Source organism: Streptomyces hawaiiensis (assembly GCF_004803895.1).
Taxonomy (GTDB): domain Bacteria; phylum Actinomycetota; class Actinomycetes; order Streptomycetales; family Streptomycetaceae; genus Streptomyces; species Streptomyces hawaiiensis.
Window position 1 is genome coordinate 991142 of the sequence record NZ_CP021978.1, and the last position, 25492, is coordinate 1016633.

18 protein-coding genes and 2 pseudogenes are annotated in these 25492 nt (G+C 67.3%); 11 read left to right on the forward strand and 9 right to left on the reverse strand.

Going from position 1 to position 25492, the window contains the following annotated elements:
• Window positions 1-154: 154 nt before the first annotated feature.
• Window positions 155-1344, reverse strand: a pseudogene (locus tag CEB94_RS04635) (IS3 family transposase).
• Window positions 1345-2183: 839 nt separating this feature from the next.
• On the opposite strand from CEB94_RS04635, the gene CEB94_RS04640 reads away from it, so the two are divergent.
• Window positions 2184-2642 (forward strand): hypothetical protein, encoded by a 459-nt coding sequence (locus tag CEB94_RS04640; RefSeq protein ID WP_175430941.1) that lies wholly within the window; start codon window positions 2184-2186, stop codon window positions 2640-2642.
• Between the two features lie 381 nt (window positions 2643-3023).
• Here the strand turns inward: CEB94_RS04640 and CEB94_RS04645 are convergent, their stop codons facing one another.
• The 7 genes from CEB94_RS04645 to CEB94_RS04675 all read right to left on the reverse strand — a co-directional run bounded on the left by CEB94_RS04645 (window position 3024) and on the right by CEB94_RS04675 (window position 13449).
• Window positions 3024-4070, reverse strand: coding sequence for a LacI family DNA-binding transcriptional regulator (locus CEB94_RS04645; protein ID WP_425472429.1), 1047 nt, complete (start codon window positions 4068-4070; stop codon window positions 3024-3026).
• 137 nt (window positions 4071-4207) lie between these two features.
• Window positions 4208-6349 (reverse strand): beta-galactosidase, encoded by a 2142-nt coding sequence (locus tag CEB94_RS04650; protein WP_175430943.1) that lies wholly within the window; start codon window positions 6347-6349, stop codon window positions 4208-4210.
• 81 nt (window positions 6350-6430) lie between these two features.
• Window positions 6431-8119 carry a cellulase family glycosylhydrolase gene (locus CEB94_RS04655; protein ID WP_246111723.1) on the reverse strand — a complete coding sequence of 563 codons (1689 nt, stop codon included), beginning with the start codon at window positions 8117-8119 and terminating at the stop codon, window positions 6431-6433.
• Between the two features lie 147 nt (window positions 8120-8266).
• Entirely contained in the window at window positions 8267-9736 is a 1470-nt protein-coding gene (locus CEB94_RS04660; RefSeq protein WP_175430945.1) for a glycoside hydrolase family 43 protein, read from the reverse strand.
• An 88-nt stretch (window positions 9737-9824) separates the two neighbouring features.
• The gene (locus tag CEB94_RS04665) at window positions 9825-10790 is read right to left on the reverse strand and encodes a carbohydrate ABC transporter permease (protein ID WP_175430946.1); all 966 of its coding nucleotides are present in this window, start codon (window positions 10788-10790) and stop codon (window positions 9825-9827) included.
• Window positions 10787-11815 (reverse strand): ABC transporter permease, encoded by a 1029-nt coding sequence (locus CEB94_RS04670; protein ID WP_175430947.1) that lies wholly within the window; start codon window positions 11813-11815, stop codon window positions 10787-10789. Before CEB94_RS04670 ends, CEB94_RS04665 begins: the two co-directional genes overlap by 4 nt.
• Complete coding sequence (locus CEB94_RS04675) at window positions 11770-13449, reverse strand: ABC transporter substrate-binding protein (RefSeq protein WP_175430948.1); 1680 nt, start codon at window positions 13447-13449, stop codon at window positions 11770-11772. Before CEB94_RS04675 ends, CEB94_RS04670 begins: the two co-directional genes overlap by 46 nt.
• Window positions 13450-13810: 361 nt before the next feature.
• Here CEB94_RS04675 and CEB94_RS40730 point away from each other — a divergent pair.
• The 3 genes and pseudogenes from CEB94_RS40730 to CEB94_RS04685 all read left to right on the forward strand — a co-directional run.
• Window positions 13811-13942, forward strand: a pseudogene (locus CEB94_RS40730) (DUF6183 family protein); the annotation flags it as partial.
• Between the two features lie 71 nt (window positions 13943-14013).
• Window positions 14014-14406 (forward strand): hypothetical protein, encoded by a 393-nt coding sequence (locus CEB94_RS40735; RefSeq protein WP_246111724.1) that lies wholly within the window; start codon window positions 14014-14016, stop codon window positions 14404-14406.
• Entirely contained in the window at window positions 14403-16538 is a 2136-nt protein-coding gene (locus tag CEB94_RS04685; protein ID WP_175430949.1) for an integrase, read from the forward strand. Before CEB94_RS40735 ends, CEB94_RS04685 begins: the two co-directional genes overlap by 4 nt.
• A gap of 623 nt (window positions 16539-17161) precedes the next feature.
• Here CEB94_RS04685 and CEB94_RS04690 read toward each other — a convergent pair.
• Entirely contained in the window at window positions 17162-17917 is a 756-nt protein-coding gene (locus CEB94_RS04690) for a class I SAM-dependent methyltransferase (RefSeq protein ID WP_175436892.1), read from the reverse strand.
• Window positions 17918-18521: 604 nt separating this feature from the next.
• Here CEB94_RS04690 and CEB94_RS04695 point away from each other — a divergent pair.
• From CEB94_RS04695 to CEB94_RS04720, 7 genes are all read left to right on the forward strand, one after another.
• On the forward strand, window positions 18522-18803 hold the full coding sequence (locus tag CEB94_RS04695; protein ID WP_246111725.1) for a hypothetical protein: 282 nt from the start codon (window positions 18522-18524) through the stop codon (window positions 18801-18803).
• Between the two features lie 127 nt (window positions 18804-18930).
• The gene (locus CEB94_RS41850; RefSeq protein ID WP_342789585.1) at window positions 18931-19299 is read left to right on the forward strand and encodes a hypothetical protein; all 369 of its coding nucleotides are present in this window, start codon (window positions 18931-18933) and stop codon (window positions 19297-19299) included.
• A complete protein-coding gene (locus CEB94_RS04700; RefSeq protein ID WP_342789586.1) occupies window positions 19248-20390 on the forward strand; it encodes a site-specific integrase in 1143 nt (380 codons plus the stop codon). Before CEB94_RS41850 ends, CEB94_RS04700 begins: the two co-directional genes overlap by 52 nt.
• A complete protein-coding gene (locus CEB94_RS04705) occupies window positions 20390-22147 on the forward strand; it encodes a hypothetical protein (RefSeq protein WP_175430950.1) in 1758 nt (585 codons plus the stop codon). The genes CEB94_RS04700 and CEB94_RS04705 overlap by 1 nt, the downstream gene beginning before the upstream one ends.
• Entirely contained in the window at window positions 22144-24282 is a 2139-nt protein-coding gene (locus CEB94_RS04710; RefSeq protein WP_175430951.1) for a site-specific integrase, read from the forward strand. Before CEB94_RS04705 ends, CEB94_RS04710 begins: the two co-directional genes overlap by 4 nt.
• A gap of 16 nt (window positions 24283-24298) precedes the next feature.
• Window positions 24299-24778: a hypothetical protein gene (locus CEB94_RS04715; RefSeq protein ID WP_175430952.1), complete on the forward strand. Its 480-nt coding sequence runs from the start codon at window positions 24299-24301 to the stop codon at window positions 24776-24778.
• Between the two features lie 159 nt (window positions 24779-24937).
• Window positions 24938-25414 (forward strand): hypothetical protein, encoded by a 477-nt coding sequence (locus tag CEB94_RS04720; RefSeq protein WP_175430953.1) that lies wholly within the window; start codon window positions 24938-24940, stop codon window positions 25412-25414.
• The last annotated feature ends 78 nt before the right edge of the window (window positions 25415-25492 follow it).

The window sequence follows — 25492 nt, forward strand, 5'->3', positions numbered from 1 at the left end:
GTGTGTTGCTGGTTCGTTGAGAGGCGGGGCGAGAGGGTCGAGCGTGCGCGACAGCTACCGCGCCCATCACCGCGCCGACCAGGTCCTGCCCCCAACGCCCGGTGCCGTGGGCGACTGAGCTGTCCCGAGTTTCGTGGAGTCCGGTGATCTTGTTTCAGGCGGACTGCGGGGTGGCCTCCTGCTGTCGCCACCAGTTGCGTTCGTACTCGGCGGGCGGTACGTAGTCGAGGGCGGAGTGGAGTCGTTCCTCGTTGTACCAAGCGACCCACTGGAAGATCGCCCGCTCGACCTGGTCGAAGTCCCGCCATGGCCCTTGCATCTCGATCAGCTCGGCCTTGAAAGTGCCGTTGAGCGCCTCGGCCATCGCGTTGTCGTAGCTGTCCGCGACGGAACCGACCGAGGCCGCGGCGCCGATGTCGGCGAGCCGGTCGGTGTACCGGATGGATACGTATTGCGAGCCGCGGTCGCTGTGATGGATCAGGCCGGAGTCCTTCTTGATCCGGCGTCTCCACAGCGCCATCTCCAGCGCGTCCAGCGGAAGTTCGGTCCGCATGTGGTTCGCGACCTGCCAGCCGACGATCGTCCGGGAGAAGACGTCCAGGACGAACGCCACATACACCCAGCCCGTCCAGGTGCGGACATAGGTCATATCGGCCACCCAGAGCTGGTCGGGCCGGCTCGCGGTGAAATCACGGTCGACCAGGTCCGGCGGCCTGGGCGGCGACGGCTCCGGCATGGTGGTGCGGCGCCGCTGGCCGCGGATGACGCCCTCCACCAGCTCGGCCATCAGCCGCTCGACCGTGCAGCGAGCCACGTGCACACCCTTGCGCCGAAGCGCGCGGGTGATCCGGCGGACGCCATAGGTCCCGCCGGACTCTCCATGGACCTGTTCGATCAGCGGCATGAGCTGCTCGTCACGCAGCCGGCGGGGCGACTTCGGCCGCTTCTTACGCGCGCAGTACGCCGACTCGGACAGCCCCAGTACCTGGCAGGCGAACCCGACCCCGAGGCCCTTGTCCCTGAGGTGCTCGATCACCTGGTCGGCCTCGTCCGGGGACGGTCGAGTTCCGCCGCAAAGAACGCGCTCGCGGCCTTCAGAATCTCGTTCGCCCGCCTCAACTCCGCGTTCTCGCATCGGAGTTGCCTCAGCTCTTCCCGCTTGGCGGTGGTCAGCCGGTCGTCGCGTTCGCCGGTGTCCGCCTCGGCTTGGAGGACCCAGCCGCGCAGGGCCTCCTTGTGGATGCCCAGGTCCTTCGCGACATGCGCGATCGGACGGCCGGTGCTGCGGACCTCGCGGACAGCCCGCTCACGGAGCTCATCCGGGTACTTACGTGGTGCTGGCACTGCTTGTGGTTCTCCTTCGGGCCAGGATCAAAAGCCTGGCTTCAGGGACTCCACGAAACCGGGGTCAGCTCACGACACCGTCGGCAGGCGATCAACCAGCCGCTGCGCCCAGCCTTCACTTCGGTCGCGCCGGTCAACAATGAGCTCGATGACAGTTCAGCAGACAGTGCTGCGGACCCTTCGCCAGTCTGTTGGCGCATTCTTCTGGTTCCCCTTCGCGATCACGGTGTATCCGGATCACGGCGGGTTGACGGGCGGAGATTGTCGGACGTTCGGGATGGCATCTGACCGCGAGAGATGGGCCGATTCCCGGCGATGACTTGATGGAGCCCATCGAGTCGGCGGAACTGACTTGATCACTGTCACCGAGATCTGGTGATCAGTATGTTCGTCTTGCCGAAGGCTCGAACGTAGGACTGATCAAGAGTACGGACGCCGGCAAGACCTGGACGTCGCTGTCGCTCTCCGGAGAGTCCGACTTCCACGCCCTCGAATACGCCCACGACACCGTCTGCGGATACGACTCCACCAGCGGCCTGCTCCGCACCAGCCAGGACGGCACGACTTGGAAGGACGGGGCGAAGCTCCAGGCACTCGACATCGCGGTCAGCCCCGAGGACCCCGACCTCCTCCTGGCTACCACCAGCGAGGGAATCGCCAGCAGCACCGACGGCGGCAAGTCCTTCGCCGGGGGCGAGCAGCCGGTGATGGCGTTCCTCTCCTGGCCGGCGAAGGACGCGCTGTACGGCATCGACACTGATGGCGCATTGCACCGCAGCACGGACGGCTGGACCACATGGAAGCAGCGTCCGGCGTAGGGCCGCGCTACCCGGCCTGGGGTGGGCGCGATCGGGGCCAGCCCGTCGAGATGGCCGTTCGCACCGCCTGTCACAGCGCCGACTCGAGAAGCGGACCAAGGCGGAACAGCCCCTTTCTGGCTGCCCGATGCCAACGCCACCCAGCCGGACCGGCTGTTCCTGGTCGCGGACCGGGCCCTGTCCGTGGCGAACGACTTCGCCGACTTCGGCACGGAGGTCAGGGCACTGAAGAAGCGGCTGACGGCCAGCGCAGTCCGGGTGCAGACGACGTTCCCGCCCTACAGCAAGGACTTCCGGCGCCGCCTGGGCATCGAGTCCGAGCAGGCTCTGGAGCTCTTCCACCAGACCGTGTCGATGAAGGCCGTCGGCAGCCTGGACGACTTCGTCCGCAGCCACATGCTCGAACCCTTCGACGCGATTTCGATGACGCATCATGTGGAGTGCGTGGCGATTCTGGAGCCTGCTTCAAAGGGGCTCTGACCTGCAGTTTTATCGGGTTTCCAAAGCGCGGCCGGTGGTGCTTGACCTGTTTCCCAGAGTGAATGACGTGAAGCCGGTTCATGGGGTGCGGATACCGTTGACCTGCCGTTCCGCGTTCCTTTGCGGGGGATGACGGGGGGCTTTGCGGATCTTGATCCGGATGGCGGCAGGTGATCGTGACGCTGAGGTGACGCTCGTTCTGATGAGTTGTCAGGCGGTCCCAGTCGTTGTGGACGGCATCCGTTCTGGAAGTTCGAGCGGTGTGCCTCCCCAGTCGCCGCCTGCCGGCCCGGGGTTGCCGCGATGAGCGAAAACAGAAAGAGAAACATAAACACCTCCCGGACCGCCGACTGGCGGCCCGGGAGAGTTGCCGAAGCTGTCTCAGCCCTCCGGCGGCGGAGCCGTGCTGTCGCGGACCACAAGCCGCGTGGCGATCTCGAGGCCGAGCTGCGGAACCTTCTCGCCACGGCCGAGGGACAGCGCCAACTCCGTTGCCGCAACCGCCATTTCGGTCAGCGGCTGGTGCACCGTGGTCAGCGGGGGTTCCACCCAGGCCGCGACCGGCACGTCGTCGAAGCCGACCACGCTCAGGTCCTGCGGGATGCGCAGGCCCGCCTCCCGAGCGGCACGGTAGACGCCGAGCGCCTGCATGTCGTTCGTGGTGAAGATCGCGGTGGGCCGGTCCGGCCGGGCGAGCAGCGCCTTCGCCGTGGCGTGAGCGTCCTCACGGCTGAGCTGGGTGCGGACCATCAGATCCGGGTCCACCGGGAGCCCGGCCGCTTCGAGCGCGGAGCGGTAGCCCGCCGCCCGGGCCTGGCAGAACGAATGGTCGGGGCCGGTGAGCATGGCGATACGCCGATGTCCGAGGCCGATGAGGTGGCGTGCCGCCGACTGGCCGCCCTTGAAGTTGGTCGTCCCGACGTAGGGGACTCCGTCGGGGAGCTCGTACATCGGGTCGAAGGCAACGTAGGAGATGTTCTTCGTCTTCAGCCGTTCGAGTTCCGCCTCCGAGAGCTGGGCCACCAGCAGGACGCACTGGGGGCGCCGCCCCACGGCGTCGTCGACCGAGGTGTCGAAGTCGTGCTGCCCGAAGGTGGAGACCAGCACGCCGACCTGGTTCCTGGCGGCCACCTCCTCCACGCCCCGGAGGATCTCCACCGACCACATGCTGTCCAGCTCACGGAAGATCAGCTCCACGGTCTTCTGGCGAATGCCCGGGGGCTTGCGGTATCCGTGCTTGTTGATCAGCTTCTCGACGCGGGCCCGGGTCTCGTCGGACACTCCGGAGCGGCCATTGAGCACCTTCGACACCGTGGGGACCGAGACGCCCGCCGACTCCGCGATGTGCGCGATGGTCACCGACGCCGGCGCCTCGTCCTGCGTGCCTTTCCCGCCCTTCACCGACGTCCTCTCGTCCCTGTCCGTCACGACTGCCCTTCTTCGCTCCGGGTGAGTGCGCCCACCCGTTCGCACCGTTGGTGAGGCGCCATTCTGGCACCAGCGTGCGAGCGCCGGGTGGTGCGGACTTCCCGGCACCGGCGTGCCGAGGGCGCGCGTGGCTGGTGTCATCGGTCCTCCGTCGGAGGTGCCGGCTCGGCGGCGAAGACGCGCACGTCCCACGGGCCGAGCGTCACGGACGCACCGGTCGCGACAGCGCCGCCGTCCAGGGCGTCGGTCAGGTCCACGGGGGCCTGGGCGGTGGCCGGATGCCAGCTCCAGTTGTGGATCACATGGACGCGCCGGCCGTCGGGAGCGGTGCCGGTAGCGACGGTGACCGAGTCCGGCAGGTCCTGCCAGCCGCCGACCGGGGCCGGGGCCAGCCAGACCGCGAGCGCGCGGGCCAGATCGCGCCCCGGCACGGTGCCGACGCAGGTGACGTGGCCCGCGCCGTGACGCCGGGTGGTGACGGCGGGCCAGCGCCCGAAGTGCGGATGATCGTACTCGGCGAGGACCTCGGCATCGTCCACCGCGAGCCCCTCCACCCAACGGGTGGCCACGGCGCCGGCCGGGAGCCGGAGCGAGCTGCCCTGCACGGCGCGCAGCGGCAGGTCCGCGTGCAGGTTGCTGAACTCGTCGTGGCACACGCCCGCCGCCTCCACCAGCCGCGCGGGTGTCACCTCATGGCGTGCCCGCGCCTCGTGGTCGCCGGAACCGGTGCGCGGTCCGAGGACGAGATGGCCACCCGCATCCGCGTACGCGGCGAGCCAGTCGAGCATGCCGTCGCCCGCCACGTACAGCCCCGTCGCGATGAGCACGGGGTGCCGTTCGGCCACCGACTCCGGCGCCATGCCCGCCGTGTGGCCGCTCGCATCGTGCAACTGGCGAGCGTGCAGGATCCGTACCTGGCGCCCCGCCTCGAACGCGCCCCGGTAAAACGGTTCGAAGAGTCCCTCATACGCGCCCCCGTCCGGCGCCCCGTCGGGATCGGCCAGCGGCGGGTGTTTGCGCATCACCCACTTGCTCGGCGCCGAATACACCATCGCGATGTCTGCGTCCGGCGTGAGCCCGGCGACGAGGTTCCCGGCGCGCTCGAACTCCGTACCCAGACAGGCCAGTTCACGGTAGACGCGGCCCGGACGGCCACTGTGCGGCAGGATGCCGCCCCAGAACGTCTCGGCGCCGAAGTGCAGCGTGTGCCAGTGCCAGTACTCGATCATGCGGGCGCCACGCGCGACCAGCGCCCACGCGGCCTGCCGCCACTGTCCGTTGAAGGCGGGCCGGTTGTCCGAGGTGCCGCCGATCGCCTGTGCGTTGGTTTCGGTGATCAGGAACGGCTCCTGGCGCGACGCGTAGATCCGGTCGGCGCTCAGGTGCACCGCCCACGCCCCGTAGGCCATCCATTGCCGCGGCAGCTTCTCGCGCGGCGGCTCGGGCATCGTGAGGCTGTCCTGCATGTCGTAGTACGGGTTGCCCGCGGTGACGTCCAGGGCGTCGGTCATCTCGTCGTCCTCGAGCGCCGGAGAGCCGTAGGCGAGGCACGTGGTGACGAACTGCTCGGGACGCGCGTACTCGCGCACGATCTCGGCTTGCCAAGCGATGAACTCGGTGGTCTGCCGCGCCTGGAACGCCTGCCAGGCCAGGTCGTACTGCGGCTGTGCGTTGCCCTGCGGCTTCCACAGGTCGGCCCACGTGGCCAACCGGTGCGACCAATACACCAGGCCCCACTCGCGGTTGAGAGTCTCCACGTCGCCGTAGCGCTGCCGCAGGTCGTCCACGAACCGCTGGAAGACTCCGTGATTGTGCGGCAGACGCGGGCCCGGCTCGTTGTCGACCTGGAAGCCGATGACCGCGGGGTGGGAGGCGTATCGCGCCACGATCGCGCGGATCACCCGCTCCGCGTGGAACCGGAACGCCGGATGCGTGATGTCGACCTCCTGACGGGCGCCCCAGCCGGCCGGCTTGCCGGTGGCGTCCTCGGCGGCGATCTCCGGGTACTGGCGGGCCAGCCACGGCGGCACGGCGTACGTCGGGGTGCCGAGGACCACCGAGATACCGCGTTCGTGGGCGCCGTCGAGGACCGGCTGCAGCCAGTCGAGCTCGAACCGTCCGTTCTCCGGCTCCCAGGTGGACCACACCGACTCGCCGACCCGGATGACGGTGAACTTGGCCTCGGCCATCAGATCGAGGTCGGTCTTCAGACGCTCGTACGGCTGGTACTCGTGGTAGTAAGCGGCGCCGAACAGGACGCGCGGGGGCAGTGTGGTCATGGGAATTCCTCATGAAGGGGCCCCGGCTGCCGGGAGCGGAACGTGCAACCCGGCAGCCGGGACGATTCGGGGGAGCGTGGATCAGGCGGTCGAACCGGTCACCGAAGTGCCGGACTTGGTCACCTGGTAGGTGACCTTGGCGCCGCTGTAGAAGTAGAACGTCAGCGTCACCGGGGCGTCGTCACGCAGCGAGGTGAGGAACTTCTCGGTGAGGGTGATGGTGTTGCCCTTGTGGTCGGGGGTGAAGCTGATGTTGAACTCCTGGAACGCCGTCCAGTCGGCGGGCCCCGCGTTGGTGCCGTCGCCGTACTTGGCCTCCATGGTGGCAAGCTGGTCCCCGCGGAACCGGGTGGGGATCGTGAGCGCGGAGGTGGTTCCCTTCGCGCCCGACTGCTGCGGGGCGTCGTACGTCGTCACATGGATCTTCCATGCCTGGCCCCGCGAGAACCGGGCCTGCAGCGTGGCGTTGTCGCCGTACGAGCGGTCGCCGACCAGCCGGGTCAGTGCCGCCGCCGTCAGGGTGAGCTTGTCACCGGAGACCGTGTAGTCCGAGCCTGCGGCAAGACGCTGATCTCCGTGCCAAAGGCCCCGGAACACAAGGCCGTTGCGGTTCAGGATGAGCGACTGGTCCGTGATCTGCCCGGACTTCGGGACGAAGAGACGGTCGAAGGACGTCGAGCCCGAGCGGGTGGTCCAGCTCGACTTGATCAGGTCGAAGAGCTCCTGGTCCCGCCACTGGAAGGTCTCGCGGTTCAGATAGGCGAAGGGGTCCCACAGGGCGGTGGTCACTCCGGCCCGGCGTGCCGCATGACCGAAGTGCTCGAAGTACTTCAGGGCCTCGCCCCGCTCGACACGGGAGGGGTGATGGTGGTCCGGCCAGCTGAGCAGCCCGTACTCGCCGAGATAGACCGGGATGCCGCGCGCGACGAAGGTGTCACGCATGCGCGTGAAGGCACCGTCCAGGTCCTTCCGGGCAGCCTCGTCGTAGTGGGTGCCGCCCGCCATGTTCACGCTGAACGGGTACCAGCTGTAGTAGTGCACTGTGGCGATCAGATGGGGGTCGTTCAGGGACCTGATCGTGTTGTAGAGCGTGTCCATGAGCGGTTGGTCAGGCTTGCAGTAGATCGTGGGCAGCACGAGCATGCGGTCGGTGTTCCGCCCGCCCGAGCCGCGGACGATCTTGTGGAACGACGTGTTCAGCTCGTTCAGGAACGTGTCCTTCTGCTCGGCCGTGGCGTTCTCGAATTCGGGCTCGTTGATGCTCTCGAAGAGCAGGGTGCGCGGCTTGTCCTTGAACGTCGACGAGATCTGCCGCCAGAGGGAGTTGAAGCGGGCCATCACGTTGTCGTGATCGGTGGACATCTTGCCGACCCACTGCCACGAGTCGTGGTGGACGTTGAGCACCACGTAGAGACCCTCGTCCAGCGCCCAGTCGGTGACCTCCTCCACCCGGTCCATGAACGAGGCGTCGACGGCGTACGGGGCGGTGGCGGACTGGTGGTCGGTCCAGGTGACCGGAATACGGACGCTGCGGAAGCCCTCCGCGCGGATCTTCGCCAGGTGCGCCCTGGTGGTGAGCGGGTTGCCCCAGGAGGTCTCGTTCGGGAAGGCGTCCAGGGTGTTGCCGAGGTTCCAGCTGGGCTGCATCGCGGCGACGGCGTCCATGGCCTTGGCCGGGACGCGCGGCTTCCTCGGGGCGGCGTCGGCGGCCGGAGCGGTGAGCCCGGCGCCGAGCAGCAGACCGACGGCGGCGACGAGTGCGAGCAGCATGTCGGCTATGCGCCTCGGGAGGCGTCTCGCGGCTTTGTGCGACTCTGTCATGTCCCTTGTGTCCCTTTCGGATTCGGGAGAGTTGTGGGGGGGTGCTCCGCCTGCGGGACGTGCGTACAGGCGGAAATCCATGGGATGACGGCTTGCTCAGGTCGTCGGCTCGTACGTGAACCAGTCGGCGTGGACGGTGCCTTGGGCGGCGTACAGCCCGATGACGCGGCCCGTGAAGCCGCCGGCCACCTCGGTCGACAGATAGCGGCCGTCGAGCGTGGCGAGTGCGGCGAACGTGCCGTCGGGCTGCTCCACGCCGAGGATGACGACGTCGGGTCCGGTGCGCGCGTCGTGCGGCTGGGGCGGCTGCGTGATCCGTACGGACAGGACGGCCGGGCCCGCGGGCACCGGCAGCGTGGCCACGACGGACCGCACCGAGCCGACCCGCGAGATGACCCGCGCCTGGGTGCCGTCCGTCTCGATGCCGTAGTGGTGCCGCTCGTCGAGGCGGACGGCGAGGCCGCCGACGCCCTGTGTTCCATCGATCAACGCGTCGACGCGACAGGCGAGTTGTTGCTGCCGGCGGCCGATGAAGACGGCGTCCCGCTCGTCGAGGGACGCGCCGCGGGCCCGCAGAGTGAGCCAGCCGGGGCGCTCCTTGGTGGTGCAGTGCTCGGGGGACCGGTCGCGTACCGAGATCCAGGACGGGTGGAACTCGGGGAGGTCGAAGTCGTCCCGGAAGGGCTCGTCCGCCGCATGGGTGCCGGGCGCGACGATGTCGCCGACGACCGGCCAGCCGTCCTCGGTCCAGGTGACCGGGGCGAGGAACGTCTCGCGGCCCATCACGTGCCAGCCGGGGGTGCCGCCGCGCGGTCGCACACCGAGGAACACCAGCCACCACGAGCCGTCAGGGGCTTGCACCAGGTCGCCGTGGCCGGTGTTCTGCACGGGGTGGTCCGTTCCGCGGTGGGTGAGGACCGGGTTGTGGGGGCACGGCTCGAAGGGGCCGGCCGGGCCGGGCCCGCGTGCGATCGAGACGCCGTGCCCGCGCTCGGTGCCGCCCTCGGCGATGAGGAGGTACCAGTACTCACCGATCCGGTACAGGTGCGGTGCCTCGGGGGCCTTGGCGCCCGGCGCCCCGGACCACAGACGGCGCTCCTCGCCCAGCGTGCGCCCCGTGTACGGGTCGATGGCGACCTGGCTCACACCGGCGTACGTGCACCAGCAGGTGCCGTCCTCGTCCCAGGCGAGGTCCGGGTCGATGCCCTTGACCCCGGGCAGCCGGACCGGGTCGGACCAGGGGCCCGCCGGGTCGGTGGCGGTGACCAGCAGATTGCCGCCGCCCTCCGCGCAGTTGGTGACGATCAGCCAGAAACGGCCGTCGTGGTGGCGCAGCGTCGGCGCGTAGACCCCGCCGGACGACGGCATGCCGACGGGCAGCCGCAGCTGCGCCGGCCTGTCCAGGACGTTGCCGATCTGCGTCCAGTGCAGCAGGTCGCGGCTGTGGAAGAGCGGGACGCCCGGGAAGTACTCGAAGCTGGAACAGACGAGGTAGTAGTCGTCGCCGACCCGGCAGACGCTGGGATCGGGATGGAAGCCGGGGATGACGGGCTGGTCGGACACCATGGGCCTTTCCTGATGGATCGTGGTGGGAGGGGACGGTTCACGAACCCCGTGAGGACGTACGGCTGCGAGCGTCTGGACACCCGGGCGGTCATCCCTTGATGGCCCCGGTGAGCACGCCGGTGCGGAAGTGCTTCTGGACAAACGGGTAGACGACGAGCAGCGGCACGAGTGTCAGCACGACCACGGCCATCTGCAGCGAGAGGGGAGCGGTCTGCGCGTGTGTCTCGCCGAAGCCGCCATTGGTCTGGCCCGGCAGCCCGATGCCCCGGTTCACGTAGGTGAGGAGCACGTACTGCAGTGGCCACTTCTCGCTCTCCGTCGGCATGTACAACATGACGTTGAAGAAGGAGTTCCAGTAGCCCACCGCGTAGAACAAGGTGATCACCGCGGTCACGGCGCGCGAGGTGGGCAGCACCACGGACCACAGGATGCGCCAGTCACCCGCGCCGTCCGCCCGTGCCGCGTCGATCAGTTCGGAGGAGGTCTGCGAGTAGAAGGAGCGCAGCACCAGGATGTTGAAGACGGAGACCGAGCTCGGCAGGATCAGCGCCCAGAACTGGCCGTAGCCGCCGAGGCCGGTGACCACCAGGAACGTGGGGATCAGACCGCCGCTGACGAACATCGTGACGATCAGCAGCCAGAGCACGGCGCGGTGCCCGAAGGAGCCGGACCGGGACAGACCATAGGCGCACAGCACCGAGACGACCATGGAGACCGCGGTGCCGATCACGGTGATCGCGAGGCTCACCAGAAGCGCTGTGCGCACGGTCGGTTCACCGAGCATCTCCCGATACGCCCGCATCGTCAGGCCGTCCGGCCACAGCACCAGGCCACCGGCCCGGTTGATGGCACCCGGCGTCGAGAAGCTGGTCACCACGATGATCCACAGCGGGACCAGCACCGTGCCCACCACCGCGGTGAGCGTCAGCACCTTCGCCGCCCGCCCCACGACGGTGGGTGGTTCCTCCCAGGGCGCGCGCGTCGCCTTCGAGGCGCCTCGGGCCGTCGATGTCGCAGGGGTGGGCTTGCGGCCGATCGGGAATACGTTGGTCATTTGCGGTACAACCCGTCCTCGCCGAAGGCGTGTGCCAGCCGGTTGGCGCCCCAGATGAGCAGCAGCGAGATCACGCTCTTGAAGAGCCCGGCTGCCGCGCCGTAGCCGTAGTTGCCGGTGGCGATGCCGTAGTAGAAGGAGAAGGTGTCCAGCACGTCGGCCGTCTCATGGCCGACAGCGTCACGCTGGATCAGGAACTGCTCGAACCCCACCGTCAGGGCGTTGCCCAGGCGTAGCACCAGCATCAGCATGATGACTCCGCGCAGTCCCGGCAGGGTGATGTGCCAGGTGCGCCGCCACCGGCCCGCGCCGTCGGCGGCGGCCGCCTCGTAGAGTTCCGTGTTGATCGCGGACAGCGCGGCGAGGAAGACGATGATCCCCCAGCCGGCTTCCTTCCACACCGCCTGGGAGGTGACGAGGAGGGCGAAGGTGTCGGGGTCGGTCATGATGTTCCAGGCGCCGATGTCGTGCGAGCGCAGGAATTGGTTGAGCACCCCTGCGCCGCCCAGCATCTGCTGGAAGATCGTGATGGCCAGGACCCACGAGAAGAAGTGCGGCAAGTAGACGACGGACTGGATGACGTTGCGGATCCGCTCGCTGATCACCGTGTTGAGGAGCAGCGCCAGCGCGATGGGGACCGGGAAGAAGAGGATCAGCTGGACGAAGCTGAGATAGAGGGTGTTCTGCAACGACCCCCAGAACTGCGCGTCCTGGAACAGCTGTTGGAACTGGCCGAGCCCGGCCCACTCGCTGTTCCAGATCCCCGTCAGCGGGTCGTAGTACTGGAACGCGGTGACGAGCCCGACCAGCGGTGCATAGTTGAAGACCAGGAGCAGCACGACCGCGGGCACCGTCATGATCAGCAGTGTCCGGTCCCGGCGCAGCCTCATCCGCCAGGTGAGCCGCTTCGGCTGCGCCGCGCGAGCCGGCGGCGAGTGCGGTGCCTGAGGTCGTGCGGAGTGCGGTGCGTCGGTCGTGGTCACTGGCCGGTCCCGTACTTCTCCAGGACGTTCTCGGTCATCCATTGCGTGAGCCGGTCCCCGCCGCCGGCCTTCCAGCCGGCGATCGCGTCCTGAACGTCCTTGACCTTCTTCTTGCCGTGGTAGCAGTCCTTGACGACGTCCTGGACGGACTGCGCGGCAGCGGCCGTGGTCATCGCCTGCGGCATGCTGATGTTCATGTTCCAGAACACCGGCTTGTACAGGCGCTTGACGTTGGTGGCCTGCCAGGCGGCGTAGTCCTTGGTGACGAGATCGGCGCCCTGGTTGCTGATCACGGCGGCGGGTGACGCGAGCCCGGAGTACCCGGCGGACTGGACGTACTTCCTGCCGGCGGTGGTGGCCGTCGGCACACCCTTCTCCATCGTGTAGTGGACGTCCTCGACGCCGTAGTTGACCATCGTGTACTCGCGGGAACCGTACGGCGCCGCGAGGTAGTCGGCGACGGCGAGGAGCTCCTTGATCTGCTCGGGCTTCAGCCTGGCGTTGAGGTAGCTGAGCATGGTGGTCGTGGCGCCCATGAAGGTGCGCGGGGCGCTCTTGCCGTCGGCGGCGAAGATGTCGAACGCGCCGCGCCGGTAGTTCTTGTCGGCTGCTGTGCCGGACTGGTGGTCGGCCAGGTTCCAGGCGCCGGTGCCGGCTCCCGCGATGAGTACCTTGCCGGAGTAGAAGCGAGTGGTGCCGTTGGCGTTGTTGCCCGCGAGCGCGTCGGGGTGCACATGGCCGGACTGGGCGAGCCTGTGGTGCCAGTCGAGGGCCTCCAGGTACTGGGGGAGCTCGAAGGTGTAACGGAGCTTGCCGTCCTCGATCGCCCACTCCTTGGGCAGGCCCCAGAGAGGGTAGAGGTAGGTCCACACGTCGTCGAAGGCCCACACCCCGCGCTTGGCGTCGGTCAGTTCCTTGCCGAGGGTCATCAGGTCGTCGACGGACTTGATCTGGTCGGGCGTGATGCCCCTCGGCTCCAGGATGTCGCGCCGGTAGAACGTGGTGCCGGGGACGACGAACCTGCTGGAGAAGCAGGGGATGCCGTACAGCCTGTCGCCCCACGCCCCGGCCTGCCACGCACCGGTCGGCAGAGCGGCGAGGTTCGGATACTTCTTGATCTTGTCGCCCGACAGGTAGGGGGTCAGGTCGGCGAGCTGGGTCCCGGCCAGTCTGCCCACGTTGATGTTGTTGTTCCACCAGGCGGGCAGCTGGATCCAGTCGGGCAGGCGCTCGGCCGCCGTCATCGTCGGCACGATAGTGGGGTAGTTGTTGCCGTCGGCCGGCTTCATGGTGAGCTTGATGCCGAGGGCCTTGTCCATGGCCTGGTAGAACGAGTTGCCCTGCGATGGCACCGTGCCCCACATCGGGGTGACGGCGGTGTAGCTGCCGCCCCTGCCCGGTACGCCCTCGACGGTGGCGACGTGCTCGGACGGGTAGCGCAGGAAGCCCGGGTCCGTCACCGCGCCGTCGCTGCCGGAGACAGGTGCGATGTCCGGCTTGACGGGGTTGCGCGGGACGTGTGCGGGCAGGGCCGCCTTCAGGCCCGACTTGGTGTTGGCGCCGGTGCGCTGCTTGCCCCCGCCTCCGCAGGCGGACAACAGCGGTGCTGCCATGGCGACTCCCGCGACGGACGCGGCCGTGCCGACGAACTTCCTGCGGCTCAAGTCTTGACTCATGGGGCTGGCCCTCTCGCCTTCGGATCGCGCTCGGAGGGCACTCCGGGCGTCGAAGCGCTTTACTTGAGGAGGGAAGGTAGTGATGTGTTTCTTTCGAAACAAGGGGTTGAACTCAAAGAAACTTTCTTTCCCTTGAGGTGTTGACGCTCTGTTGCGGGCGATGGGAGTGTCGACGCGCATCGCCAAGCACCGTCTCTACTTGGCCCATTGAGGAACCTGCCCCGAGGGTCCGCTCTCCTGCCCGACGTCGACCGGCTGCCGTTCGGCGATTTCGCAATCTCGCGCTCGCGCTATCGAAGCGCATCGACGACCTGCTGACGACTTCGGCATCTCTTTCGTCAAGGAACTGCCCCTGCGCTGCTTGGCAGGCGAAGACAGACACCGGGGCAGCGCGCTCGCCTGCGCTACGACACCCGACGATGTGCTCAACGAACTCTTGTCGGCTGCATACAGCGGTGGAGTGAACGGCCGGGGACAGGGCGGGGCGTACGCGCGGCTGTACGCCTGGGACAGTCTGTACGCGCTTATGGGTCTGCCCGCCGACGTACCCTTCCTGGAAGCGGTGTGGCCGCAGATTACCGGTGGCTGCGGTTCATGGCGTTCACGGACAAGGACACCCCGACCGCCAGCTGCAGCGACTACACCCACAGCCCGTTCGGGGAACAGGGGGTGCCTTGCCGGGCGTCGTTCCTGCTCTGCACGGCCTGCCCGAACGCCGTGATCACCCCGCGTCACCTGCCGCGGCTGGCCCATCTGCTGCACGTGCTCAAGGAGCTGCGGGCCGTGCTTTCGCCGGAGGTGTGCGACCAGGACTGGCGCGAGCCCTTCGCGCGGCTGCGGGACCTGCGCAAGGGCCCCGACTTCACCGACACGGAATGGAACGACGCCCTGGAGAAGGCAAGTACCCACGAACGAAGGGTCATTGACCAGCTGCTGAAGAAGGGATTTGACGCATGACCCTGGCCTTGAACCCCCGCTTCGCGACCCCGGCGACCGACGCCTTCGTGTTCGATCCCGACCGGGCCGTCGAGGGCCGCCGCGACTTCGTGCCCCGCTACGGCGACGACGGCTGGTCGTTGCTGGCGCTGACCCAGAACCCCTCGCAGACAGACGACGTCATCCGCTGGCGATGGTTCCCCGAGGTCTTCAGGGAGCCGTTCCGCCACGCATCTTGGACGTTGATCAACTACCCGCTGCCCGACAGGGACGTTGCCCTGCGCGGCGCGGCCATGCGCTCCAAGCTCAGCGTCGGCCGAATCACGAGGACGGTCAGCGACTGGTCGATGTTCGCCCAGTGGCTCGACGACCGCGGGATCAAGCAGCTTTCGCTGGTGACGGTCGAAGACCTGTCGGACTACAGCCACCAGCTCGACAAAGCGCGGGGGCTGGCCCGCAACACGGCCACCAGTCATCTGATCGCGCTCTCCCGACTGCACTACTACGGACGGTTGTATCTGCCCGACACCGACCGGCTCGTCGCGCCGCCCTGGGTCGCGGAGGGCATGGACGACTACCTGCCGGCGGCCTCGCCGCTGGGCGAGAACGTCACCGAGCCGATCGCCCCGGCGACGATGGGGCCGTTGTTGGTCTGGGCACTGCGGTTCGTCGAGGAGTACGCCGACGACATCCTGGCCGCCTTCGAGGAACACCGACGGCTGGTCGAGATCGCGGAAGGGCTGAAGGGCCCGTTCAAGAAGGGATCGGGCCTGCGTCTGGTCGCCTACCTCGAACAGTTGGAGGCCGACGGCAGGCCCGTCCCGGCACTGATCAGAGACACGAAGATCTCGACGCCCGGGGTGTTCCTGGCTGGCCTCACTGGGACTCCGATCACCAAGGTCCACCAGGTCATGAACTATCCGCGCTGGAAGGCATACAAGGTCCAAAACCCCGGCCGGTGCCTGCTGGATGCCTCCATCACCGCGAAACTGGGTGGGGAGCCCTGGCACGGTCCGTTCGACTTCCACGACGTCCCCGGGATCCTGAAACACCTGGTTACCGCCTGTTTCATCGTCCTGGGCTATCTCACCGGGATGCGGACCGGGGAGATCCTGGCGCTGGAGAACGGGTGCTGCCCGGATCCACAGGGGCCGCCGGAGGCGGCCCGGCGGCACCTCATCTATGCCCGGCAGTTCAAGGTCGCCCGCGACGAGGACGGCAATCACCAATCCGCCGGAGTCGTACGCGAAGCTCCCTGGGTGGCTGTCCCGCAGGTCGTCAGGGCAGTGCGGGTGCTGGAGCAACTCGGTGGGCACGGACTGCTGTTCGCAATCGAGGTCCACGATCCGCTCCAGCCCGAGCGCCGCAGCGGCAGGTCGCTGGCGATCGCCACGATGAGCAATCGCATCGAGTCGTTCATCGAGTGGGTCAACGCCCATGCCCAGAGCCGGAGCCGGCAGGCGGAGGCAATCCCGGCCGACCCGCATGGACGGGTCGGCACGGGCCGCTTCCGCCGCACTCTGGCCTGGCACATCGCCCGCAGGCCGGGCGGACTGGTGGCGCTGGCGGTTCAGGACGGGCACATGCGCACGCTGATCAGCGAGGGCTACGGATCGCGCTCGCGCGGCGGCATCCACGACCTTCTCGACTTCGAAACCGCCCGCAACGTCGCCGAGCAACTCAGCGAGGTCCACGAGGCCATCCAGGACGGCGCAGGCGTCTCGGGCCCCGCCGCAAGGCGTCTGATCAACGCCGCCGCCCAGGAACACCACCGCTTCAGCGGTCTCATCACCTCCAATCGTCAGGCCAAAGACCTACTGGCCGACCCGACGCTGAACGTCTTCGAGAACAAGGAGGCATTTCTGTTCTGCAACTACGACCGGACCAAAGCGCCCTGCCATCCCGGCCGCAACGCGAAGAGCGAGGCCCCCAGCCTGGACCGCTGCAAGGTCAACTGCGCGAACATCGCCCGCACCGACACACACGCACATCAACTCCGAGAAGCAGCCGATGACTTGGGCCGCCAGGCCGCCTCTGGTCTGGTTCCCGAACCACTGGCCGACCGGCTGCTGGAACGGGCCCAGGTCCTGACCGAGCTCGCTAACCAGCACGACCACGACCGCGTCCTGGCGGCAGCGGGGGCCGAGTTGTGAGCAACGACAACGAGAGGAAGAACATCAGGGCCGCGATGGACCGGCTGCTGGCCGGCACCCCGCTGCGGTCCGACGGAGCGCTGACCGTCCTCGCGCTGGCCGCCGAGGCAGACGTGAAACGCCACGTCCTCACCCACCGGCATACCGACCTCAAGGACGAGTTCTACGCGAAGGTCCGAGCTCAGGGAACGGGTTCCCGACAGCGAACGCAAGCTGCGGGCCGAACTGAAGAAGACCAAGGAGCGACTGGCCGAGCTGATCGAGGAGAACAAGCGACACCAGGCCGAGATCGAGACATTCGCCCGCGTGGTGAACGTCCTCACCATTGAGAACCACCAGCTCCGCGACCAGTCGGGGCATAAACGAGCCTCAGTGGTGGCCTTGCGCCCGGCCCCCGAGCCCGGCTCGTAGTCGCACCGCCTCGTCTCGTCCTGACCGCTGCGCGGTCAGGACGAGACCACAGGACCTGTCGAGCACGAGCTCAATCAGAGGGCACCTCCGTCTGATCGACGAGCACTCCTCGTCCGAGGCGTTGCGTTGACCACTTGAACCCGCACCGATGAGAGGGCGCAAGCGTCCTGCGAGCAACCGCGCGGTCCGGCCAGGGACTGAGAGTCCGGTGTTTATACCTTGCTCGCGACCACCATGTAGTTCTCGGCCTCAAGATCGAACGTGCTCAGTTCCGTCTGGAGTCCGACCCGGTGCAGCTCGACTTCGAGTTCCTCGTACCGGTAGGGCCAGCAGGACAGCAGTTCCGAGCGGACAAGAACCGGCCCAGTCGCATCAACTTGGGCGATCGCAATCTCGATATGGTGCTCATCCTCCCAATGCGGCGCAATTTCCCAGCGGTAAATTACGACGGCATCGCGACCGTTCCGGCGGACGAGTCGGTCCCAGATGTCCAGCCGGGAACCTCTGGCCCTGACGAGTTCCCAAGTCCGGGATGTGAGCACCAAGCGCCCTCCCGGGCGCAGAAGCCGTGACATCGACTCCAGAGCAGCACCCCTGCCTGTCGCGCCCGCGGCATGGTGAAGCGAGTTGCCAACGCAGAACACCATGTCGAACGTGTTGTCCTGGAAATGGTCGGGCAACTCTTCCCAGTTCGCCCGTACGGCCTGCACGGATGCCCCGAACTCCTCAGACAACTCTGCAGTCCGACGAACCATCGCCTCGCTGGCGTCAGTTGCGACAACCTGCATGCCACGACCGGCGAGGCCAACCGCCAACTGTCCGGTTCCGCACGAACAGTCGAGGACGTGAGCGTTTGACGGCAGGAGACGGAGGGCGTCATCGAACGACGCAGCGAACTCGGCTGGAGGCAACTTTGCATCCGAGATGAGCCATTCGTACACCTCGGCAAGCACGTCATATTCCGTCACAACCACTACCTCCGTCACGCGGCAGACTCACGGCGGGACGTCAGTCCATCAGCGGAGCAAGCCGGGCACCAATGGTTTTCGCAAGGATGGGCCACCGCTCGGGCACCACGGGCATCTCGCGCTCAAGCTCGTCACGCGGCCGAGGGCCGCCGAGATAGGTGTGCGCCTCTGGCGGCGCCAGCAGCTCGATGAACGCCGCACAGTCCCGGGCCTCGGGCTCACGGAGCGCCAGCCACCTAATCAGCAGGCTCGGCAGCGATCAAGAATCGCAGACCCGATCAAGCCACCGGTCCGGGCCCCACCCTCATCAGCGGGGCCGGGCCCCACAACCACACCTGCCAGGGACGGGATGTCTCCCGTTCTCGTTCACAGCATCGACTTCGGCCGTGGCGGGCCGCATCCCGAAGTGCCGATCTGCTTTCGGAATTCGTGAATAGAGCCACCCTCTCCGCTATTACGCAGAGTCACCTCAACAACCAACACCAGGAGTCAAATGAGAGATCGCTACAACACAGCCAGACTTGACAGGGAACTCGGGTGCCCTTTCCACGGAAACGCTCAATGGCGCAACATCCGCGACAACTCCCCGGAGGAATGGGAGGACGTGGTGGAGTTCGACGCGGCCATCCGCAAGGGAAACGCCCGCGCCAACGCCACCGGCAACCGTCTGCTCGGCGAGGCGTTTCTCCACCGCTCCCGCGTCCCTCTCAGCAAAGCCCCCATCGATCACGTCACCGCCGCCGAATGGGCGGCGATGCAGCAAGAACTCACCGACAGCGGACCGGACCTTCAGGAGCTGGAGCAGGGCGTCATCGACGGCTGCTCGCCGTGGGCCTGCCGCGGTGAAGTCGAGCCGGTGCAGGACGACTTCGGACTGGCCTCTTGACCATCCTGGACCTGTTTGCGGGCCCTTCTGTGAGCAGAACTGCAGCGTCTCATAGCCGCCTCGCACGCCAGTGACCAGCGCGTTTGCGCTTTGCAGTTACCTGAGTCGCATAGGTACGGTCCCCGCCATGCTGATGACGTTCTTCTCCTCTGCCACCTGGGAGTCCTGGGGGCTATCGAGTCAACCGGTGATCCCGGACCGGATGCCGATCCTGCTTGACGACGACCTCCTCTTCGAGGACTCGGCTGGCCCTCGCGTCACGACCGTGATCAACCGGTGGGCCCAGGAACTTCCCGCGAACGGCTGCCCAGCCCCAAACTCCTGGGAAACCTACGTTCGGGTTGTGCGTGACTGGACGCTCTTCCTGGCCAGCCGGGGCGTCCAACTCTTCGACAACCGTCGCGATTTGCGGCGGGGTCTGAGCGCCTACGCGGTGCACCGTGCGTGCGGCCCGCTGAAGGAACGGTTCGCCTCATCCCCTGGAACCAGCACATGAGCATCCTGTCCCTGTTCTATGGGTGGGCCGAGGGCGAAGAGCTCACGACCACGGTGCCGTTCACCTACAAGCAGGCCGTCACTGCGTATGGCGACCAGGTGCGACTGCAGTCGGTGAACCTGTCCAAGCGGCGGACGTCGAAGCCGCACGTGACGATCAAGTACTTCGAGAAGGACTTCGAGGACACGTTCCTGAAGGGGCTGGGCGGTCTGCGCCCGGACGGCGCCGAGGACGCCCTCTACCAGGGCCGGACGACGGCACGCAACGCGGCGGTGGGTGGCTATGTGCTGTCCAGCGGGCTACGGCGGCAGGAGTTCACGTACATGTTGGAGTGCGAGGTTCCGCCGCTGCCGCCCCGCCGGACCGAGCTGCCGATCTGGGTGCCGGTTCCGGCCGGCGTCACGAAGGGCCGGAAGTTCCGCGCCACGTGGACGACATACGACCCGCTCGCCCGGCTGCACCAGTACTTGAGGTTGCAACGTGCTGTTGCGGTGGCTCGCTCGTCCTGGATTCCGCCGGCCAAGTGGGGGTCGCCCCTGGTGGTGACCGAGTCAGACGAGGTCGGTGGCCGAGTTGATGGTGAGCGCGTGCTGTGGGCCGAGTTGACGCCGCTGGAACGTCGGTGTCTCGTCAGGCCAGATGGCGGATCGATGCTGCTGGCCGTGCAGAGTGACGGGAGTCCGTTTCGCGACTGGCCGACGGTCTTCAAGCGGACGTCGGAGCGGATCCGGGATCGATTCGATCCGCGTTTCCCGCATACGTCCCCGCACCGGTGCCGTCATACGTTCGCGATCAGGACGCTCGAGATGTTGATCGGCGGCTACTACGCCCAGCTCGCGAAGCTCGTCAAGGACACCGACGCGGACGCGGCCCTTGCGCTCTACCTGCGCAAGAACGACCCGGTGATGATCCTGCGTGACCTCCTCGGTCATACCAGCACTCTTACCACGGAGGTGTACCTCCGCCGTCTGGATACGACCCGGATCTACCGCGAGGCATATGAGCGGGCGGGCCATGACCACGGTCTGCTCGTCGAGGCCGAACACGAGGCCGATGCCGAGTTCGACGACTTCGATGAGGACGATATCTGATGCCCGCGGAGATCCTGGAGAACCCGCTGCGGCTGTTCTGCACGTTCACCCGCGGCACCACGTCGACCCTGAATGTCGACGACTCGATCAACCCCGTACTCGTCCGCGAGTTGCTGACGGGCCTGGTCTATCTGATGCATCCGCACGGCCAGGGTGACTCGCACCGGACTGCGGAGAAGTACAAGGGGACCATCGATTGGTTCGTCGGCGAGCTGGACAGGCGTGGTCATCGGGGCGGGGCAGCAGGGCTGACCCGCGCCGGACTCGCAGCGCTGTGGTGGGAGGCGGGAAATCGGCGGGAGTCGGAGAGCCGCCGCATGCTCGCCGCGCTGGACGCCGAGACCTCCGTGCTGGCTCCGGACGTCCGGGAGCTTGTCCGAGGGCGTCTGTACAACCGGCATCCGAACAGCGAGCCGCTGCCGCCGTACGACGAGGTCGCCTGGGCAGGGCTGATTCGTGCAGCCCGAACGATCGCCAAGGGGTCATGGGCCGCTTACCGGGCGGCCCGAGCAACGGCGGAGTCCGGCCAGGACCCGTACGTGCATGGCTGGACGAGAGAGAACATCTTCTGGCTGATGGTGCACCACGGTCCCGCAACACCAAGGTCGTTGGGCGAGCGGGCGGGCTTGTCGTACAACCAGATGCGCTACCGAATCGGTGATGGTAACCAGCGCTTCTTCGGGGAAGCACGTGAAGCGCTCTTCCCCAGCGCTCGCGCCGTCATCGCTTACCAGGTGTTGTTCGGCGTGTATAGCGGCATCGTGCCGGACGGCATCGCCGATCTGGGTATCGACGGCCTTGACTGGGCTGGCGACGCCGCGGTATTGGTCCGCTATGTCAAGGGCCGTACATCCGAGGAGAGCATCACGCTGCCGAGCAAGGCCGTACGGGTGCTGGAGCGCTGGCTCGACTATGCCGACCTGGCGAGGTCACATTGTCCGCCGCAGCTGCGCAACAGGCTGTGGCTGTGGATTGCCTACACCTCGCGTCGCGCGGGCGACGAGGGCCTGGGGCCTTGGAGATATGGACGCCCCTACAAGTCCACCATCGTCGACTGGTCTCGCGATGCGGGGGTGGTCGACGCCAACGGGGCACCGGTGGTTGTGCACCGCCATCGGATCCGCACGACGTTCGAGTCCCACCGGGACCGATCTTCCTGGATCGGCAGCCGGCGCTCGACGATCGACCCCAATCACACTCCGACAGTGGAAGGCGACCACTACCTGTCCGCGATGACCGAGGCCCAGAAGAGCGCCCTGGAGGACATTGTCGAGCAGGCCCAGGGTGATCTCCTCCGCCGGGGCCAACCGCACATGGTTCTGTCGGACGAACAAGTCGCAGACCTGGCAGGCCAGTTCCCGCAGCTGGTCAGCGAGCTGGAGCTGGACGATCGGGCGATCGCCGAGCTCGTGGGCGGCCAGAGCGATGTGTTCGTGGCGTCCTGCATCGATCCGACCGCCGGCGTGCACGGCCCGAAGGGAAAGCCGTGCCCGGCTCGTCCCTGGGTGTGCCTTCTGTGTCCACTCGCTCTGTTCACGCCGCGGCACGCGGCGAACCTCCTGCGCATGAAGGCGTTCTTCGCCCGGCAGTGGCAGCAGATGCCCGCCGCGCAGTTCATGGCCGTCTTCGGCCACTACGCCCAGCGCATCGAGGAAGTCCTGGTCAAATACGACCCCACGCAGCTCGCTGCGGCTGCTGCCCACGTCACGGACACCGACGCCGAGATCCCGCTCCTGCCCGAGGAAAGCACCCTGTGAACACCATCGCCCATACCGGGGTCCCGCTGTCCGGAACCGTGCCGTCGCCCTTCGCCGGGGCTGACATCTGCGGCCTGGCCGGCTTCGTCCTCCCCATCGGGGCGGCCCGCTCGGTCTTCGAGGACGACGTCTGGGTCTTCACCCAGGTCATCGGCATCCCCGCCTACGTGTCGAAGTGCGCACGGCGCCTGGACTTCTCGGGGATCATCAATATGCGGTGGAAGACGGTGGCCAAGGAGTACATCGCCGCGCAGATGGCCCCCGGGCACGAAGCCGTACGGACGCTGCCGTACGCCAACCGGACGGTCCGCGTCGTCAACAGCCTCTACGCCGAGCTGCTGGAACTGGTCCGTTGGCTGAACTGGCTGACCGCCCAGGGGGTCACCGAGCTCGGCGAAGTCACTGAACATCACTGCACGTCCTTCGCACAGCACCGCGCCACCCACCGCCCCAACGGCAAAAAGACACACGACCGCCCCAGCGTCCGCAGAGCGGTTGAGCTGACGATCACCGGCCTGGCCCGTTACGGCGAGCTGTTCACCACCGACCGCTACCACCCCGGGCTACGGCCGTTTCCCGGACAGGCCACCGGCAAGCCCAGCGGCAACGCCAACAAGACGCCGCCGGTCGCGGATCCGACGTTCCAGCCGCTCCTGGGCGCAGCCCTCTACCTCGTCCAGACCCTGGCCCCGCACCTGCTGCGCGAACTGGACGCCAAACGGCGCTATGTCGCCCACCGGGCATCGCTGCCCGCAGCACGGATTGATCGGGGCGAACTCGAGGCGGTCATTCGCCGCCATGTCGAAGAGCGGCGTCCCTTCGGGAACGTCAACTGGGCAAAGACCAGGAAGTGGATCAGCAAGGACGATCCGTTGGGCAAGGTCAACCTCTACGCCCTCGCCGCGGAAGCCGGACGGAGGGAGATCAGCCCCTCCACATTGGAGTCGGTGCGCGACGTCCTGGAGGAGGCGGTGGAGGCCGTCGGGATCGAGGAACCGTACTGCCGCGGGGCCGACATGGTGGAGCGAGCCGACGGCCAGGGCGAGGCGCCCTGGTCAAAACCGCTTTCCGAGCGTGGCCTGCGGGCGCTCACCGGCGTGGTCAAGACCGCATCGCACGTGGTCATCGTGGCGCTTTCCGGTATGCGCCAAAGCGAACTGCGCGAGATGAATGTGGGCTGCCGTGTGCCCCCGATCGAGGCCGGCCCTGGGCTGAAGAGATACAAGCTGGCGAGCCGGGTCGTCAAGGGAAAGCCGCTGGGCGGTGCGCCTGACGAGTGGGTCGTGATCTGGGAGGCATATCAGGCGGCAGAGGTCGCCGAGCAGATCCTGGGCCCGGGCGCCGAGATCGGTGATCCCCTGCTCACCTCGCCACTCGACAGCGACCGCTTCACGCTGTTCCGCCAGTGGGCCAACGGCGCCGCGGGACAGGCGCTGGGGCTGGCTCCGATCCCGGAGGGACAACTGACGACGAGGATGCTCAGGCGCACACTCGCCTTGGAGATCGCCTACCGCCCCGGTGGCCTGCTCGCCGCAAAGGTGCAGCTCAAGCACCTGTCTGTGGTGACAACGGAAGGATATGCGGCCCGCCCGGGCGGGGCACAGGCCAAGTTCCTCGCGGAAGTCAACGCCGAGGAGGCGGAGCGTAACAAGGACCTCGTGCTGGCCGAGTACCGGCGCTATCAGCAGGGCGAGATGCCATCAGGTCCAGGCGCCCGCGATCTGATCAACTTCTTCGCCAGCGTCGACGGGAAGCTGGCCCGCGCTGCCGCGGAGGATCCCACGGTCGTCGGCAGCGACCAGGAGGTCAGAGCCCTCCTCGCCGAGATCGCCGACGTCCTACACCTGGGGGTGGCGAACTACTGCTGGTTCATCGACCCCTCCAAGGCGTTGTGCCTCAAGCTGGCCGGCACCCCGAACGCGACGAAGCCGCTGGCGGGCATGTGCGATTCCGCCCGCTGCCCGCAAGCCACCCACCATCCCTGCCACCGCCCAGTGTGGGCCGAGAGCGTACGGACCAAACAGGTCTTCATCGGGTCGATCGGCCGCAACCACAAGACCGAAAAGGTCAGACTGCAGGCCGACTTGGATCGGGACGTGAAGGTCCTGGCCTCGATCGACGCCGCCGCTGCGTAAGGAGAAACCTCACATCATGGCTCGAATCAGCACAGAGGCCCGCGCCCGCAACGAGGAGGCCGTCCGGGCCGCGATGGACCGGCTCTTGAAGGGTGACCTCCCGCACGGCGGCAGCTGCGACTTGAAGACACTGGCCACCGAAGCCGGCGTGACCCGCACCGCGTTCTACCCGAAGAAGAACCGTGACGGGACGAAGCGTCCCGGCCCTTACCAGCACCTCGCCGAAGAGTTTGAGCGGCGCCTCCGAGCTCTGCAGGAGACCGGACACATCGTCGATCCGCGGGCCGCCCAGATCGAACGGCTCAAGACCCAGGTCTCCGAGCTGAAAGAGCGCCTCGCCAGACGCGACGAGACCGTCGCCGAGCTGACCGCCTTCAAGGAGTTGGCCGTCTCCCGCCTGGCCGCACAGCACGACGAGATCCAGCGCCTGCGGCAACAGTCGGCGAACGTCACCAACCTCCGCCGACTCCCGGCTGGCTCTATACGTGAATCGTGAGAGCACCTGTCGCTCGGCGGCGCGGCGAGAGCACCCGATGCTGCAGGCAAGAGATGCCGCCGAGTTTTGAGAGCGCACTACGACTTCGACCAGACGTGGCAAACTCTTCAACATCGTTGTCCTGCTGCCACAGCGTGGCTGGGAGGGAAGGAGATGCCAGTGGCCAATGTTGACCCGACGGCACAGTCCGGAGGCGCTTCGCCGCCCAGTGCTCCCCCGCTGGATCTCGGCGCGCTCGTTCCGGCCATCCTCCGAGGGCTGCGCAAGGATGTCCTGCTGCTCTTCCTGTTCGCGATCGCTCTTCTTTTGGTCTTTGTTGCCCTTCAAGTGCCGGAGGGGCCAGTCGTCCTTGTGATGTGGCTGGTTGCATCACTGGCGGTCCTCGGAGTGGTCGCCCGGGTGGTGCTGGAGGTCCGCCGCATGCTCCGCGGAGGAGTGCGCATGGACATCACCGGCGCGGAACACGTGCGGGACGCTCAGCGCATCACCGGGAACCGCACGGCAGTACCGGACGTCCGCATGCGCATCAAGACCCGGGGGCGCCGGGGCCGTAGGACAACCGTGACTGGATCTCAGCACATCAACCTGGGCCCCGATAGCGAATCGGAGCCCGGAGTCGGTGGGGCGGGAAAGTAGCCAGCGGTGCGAGCGGCAGGTAGAGCACCGGTGGGTAACCGAGGCGATGGCTTTGTCGGACGGACAGCCGTTCTTGAA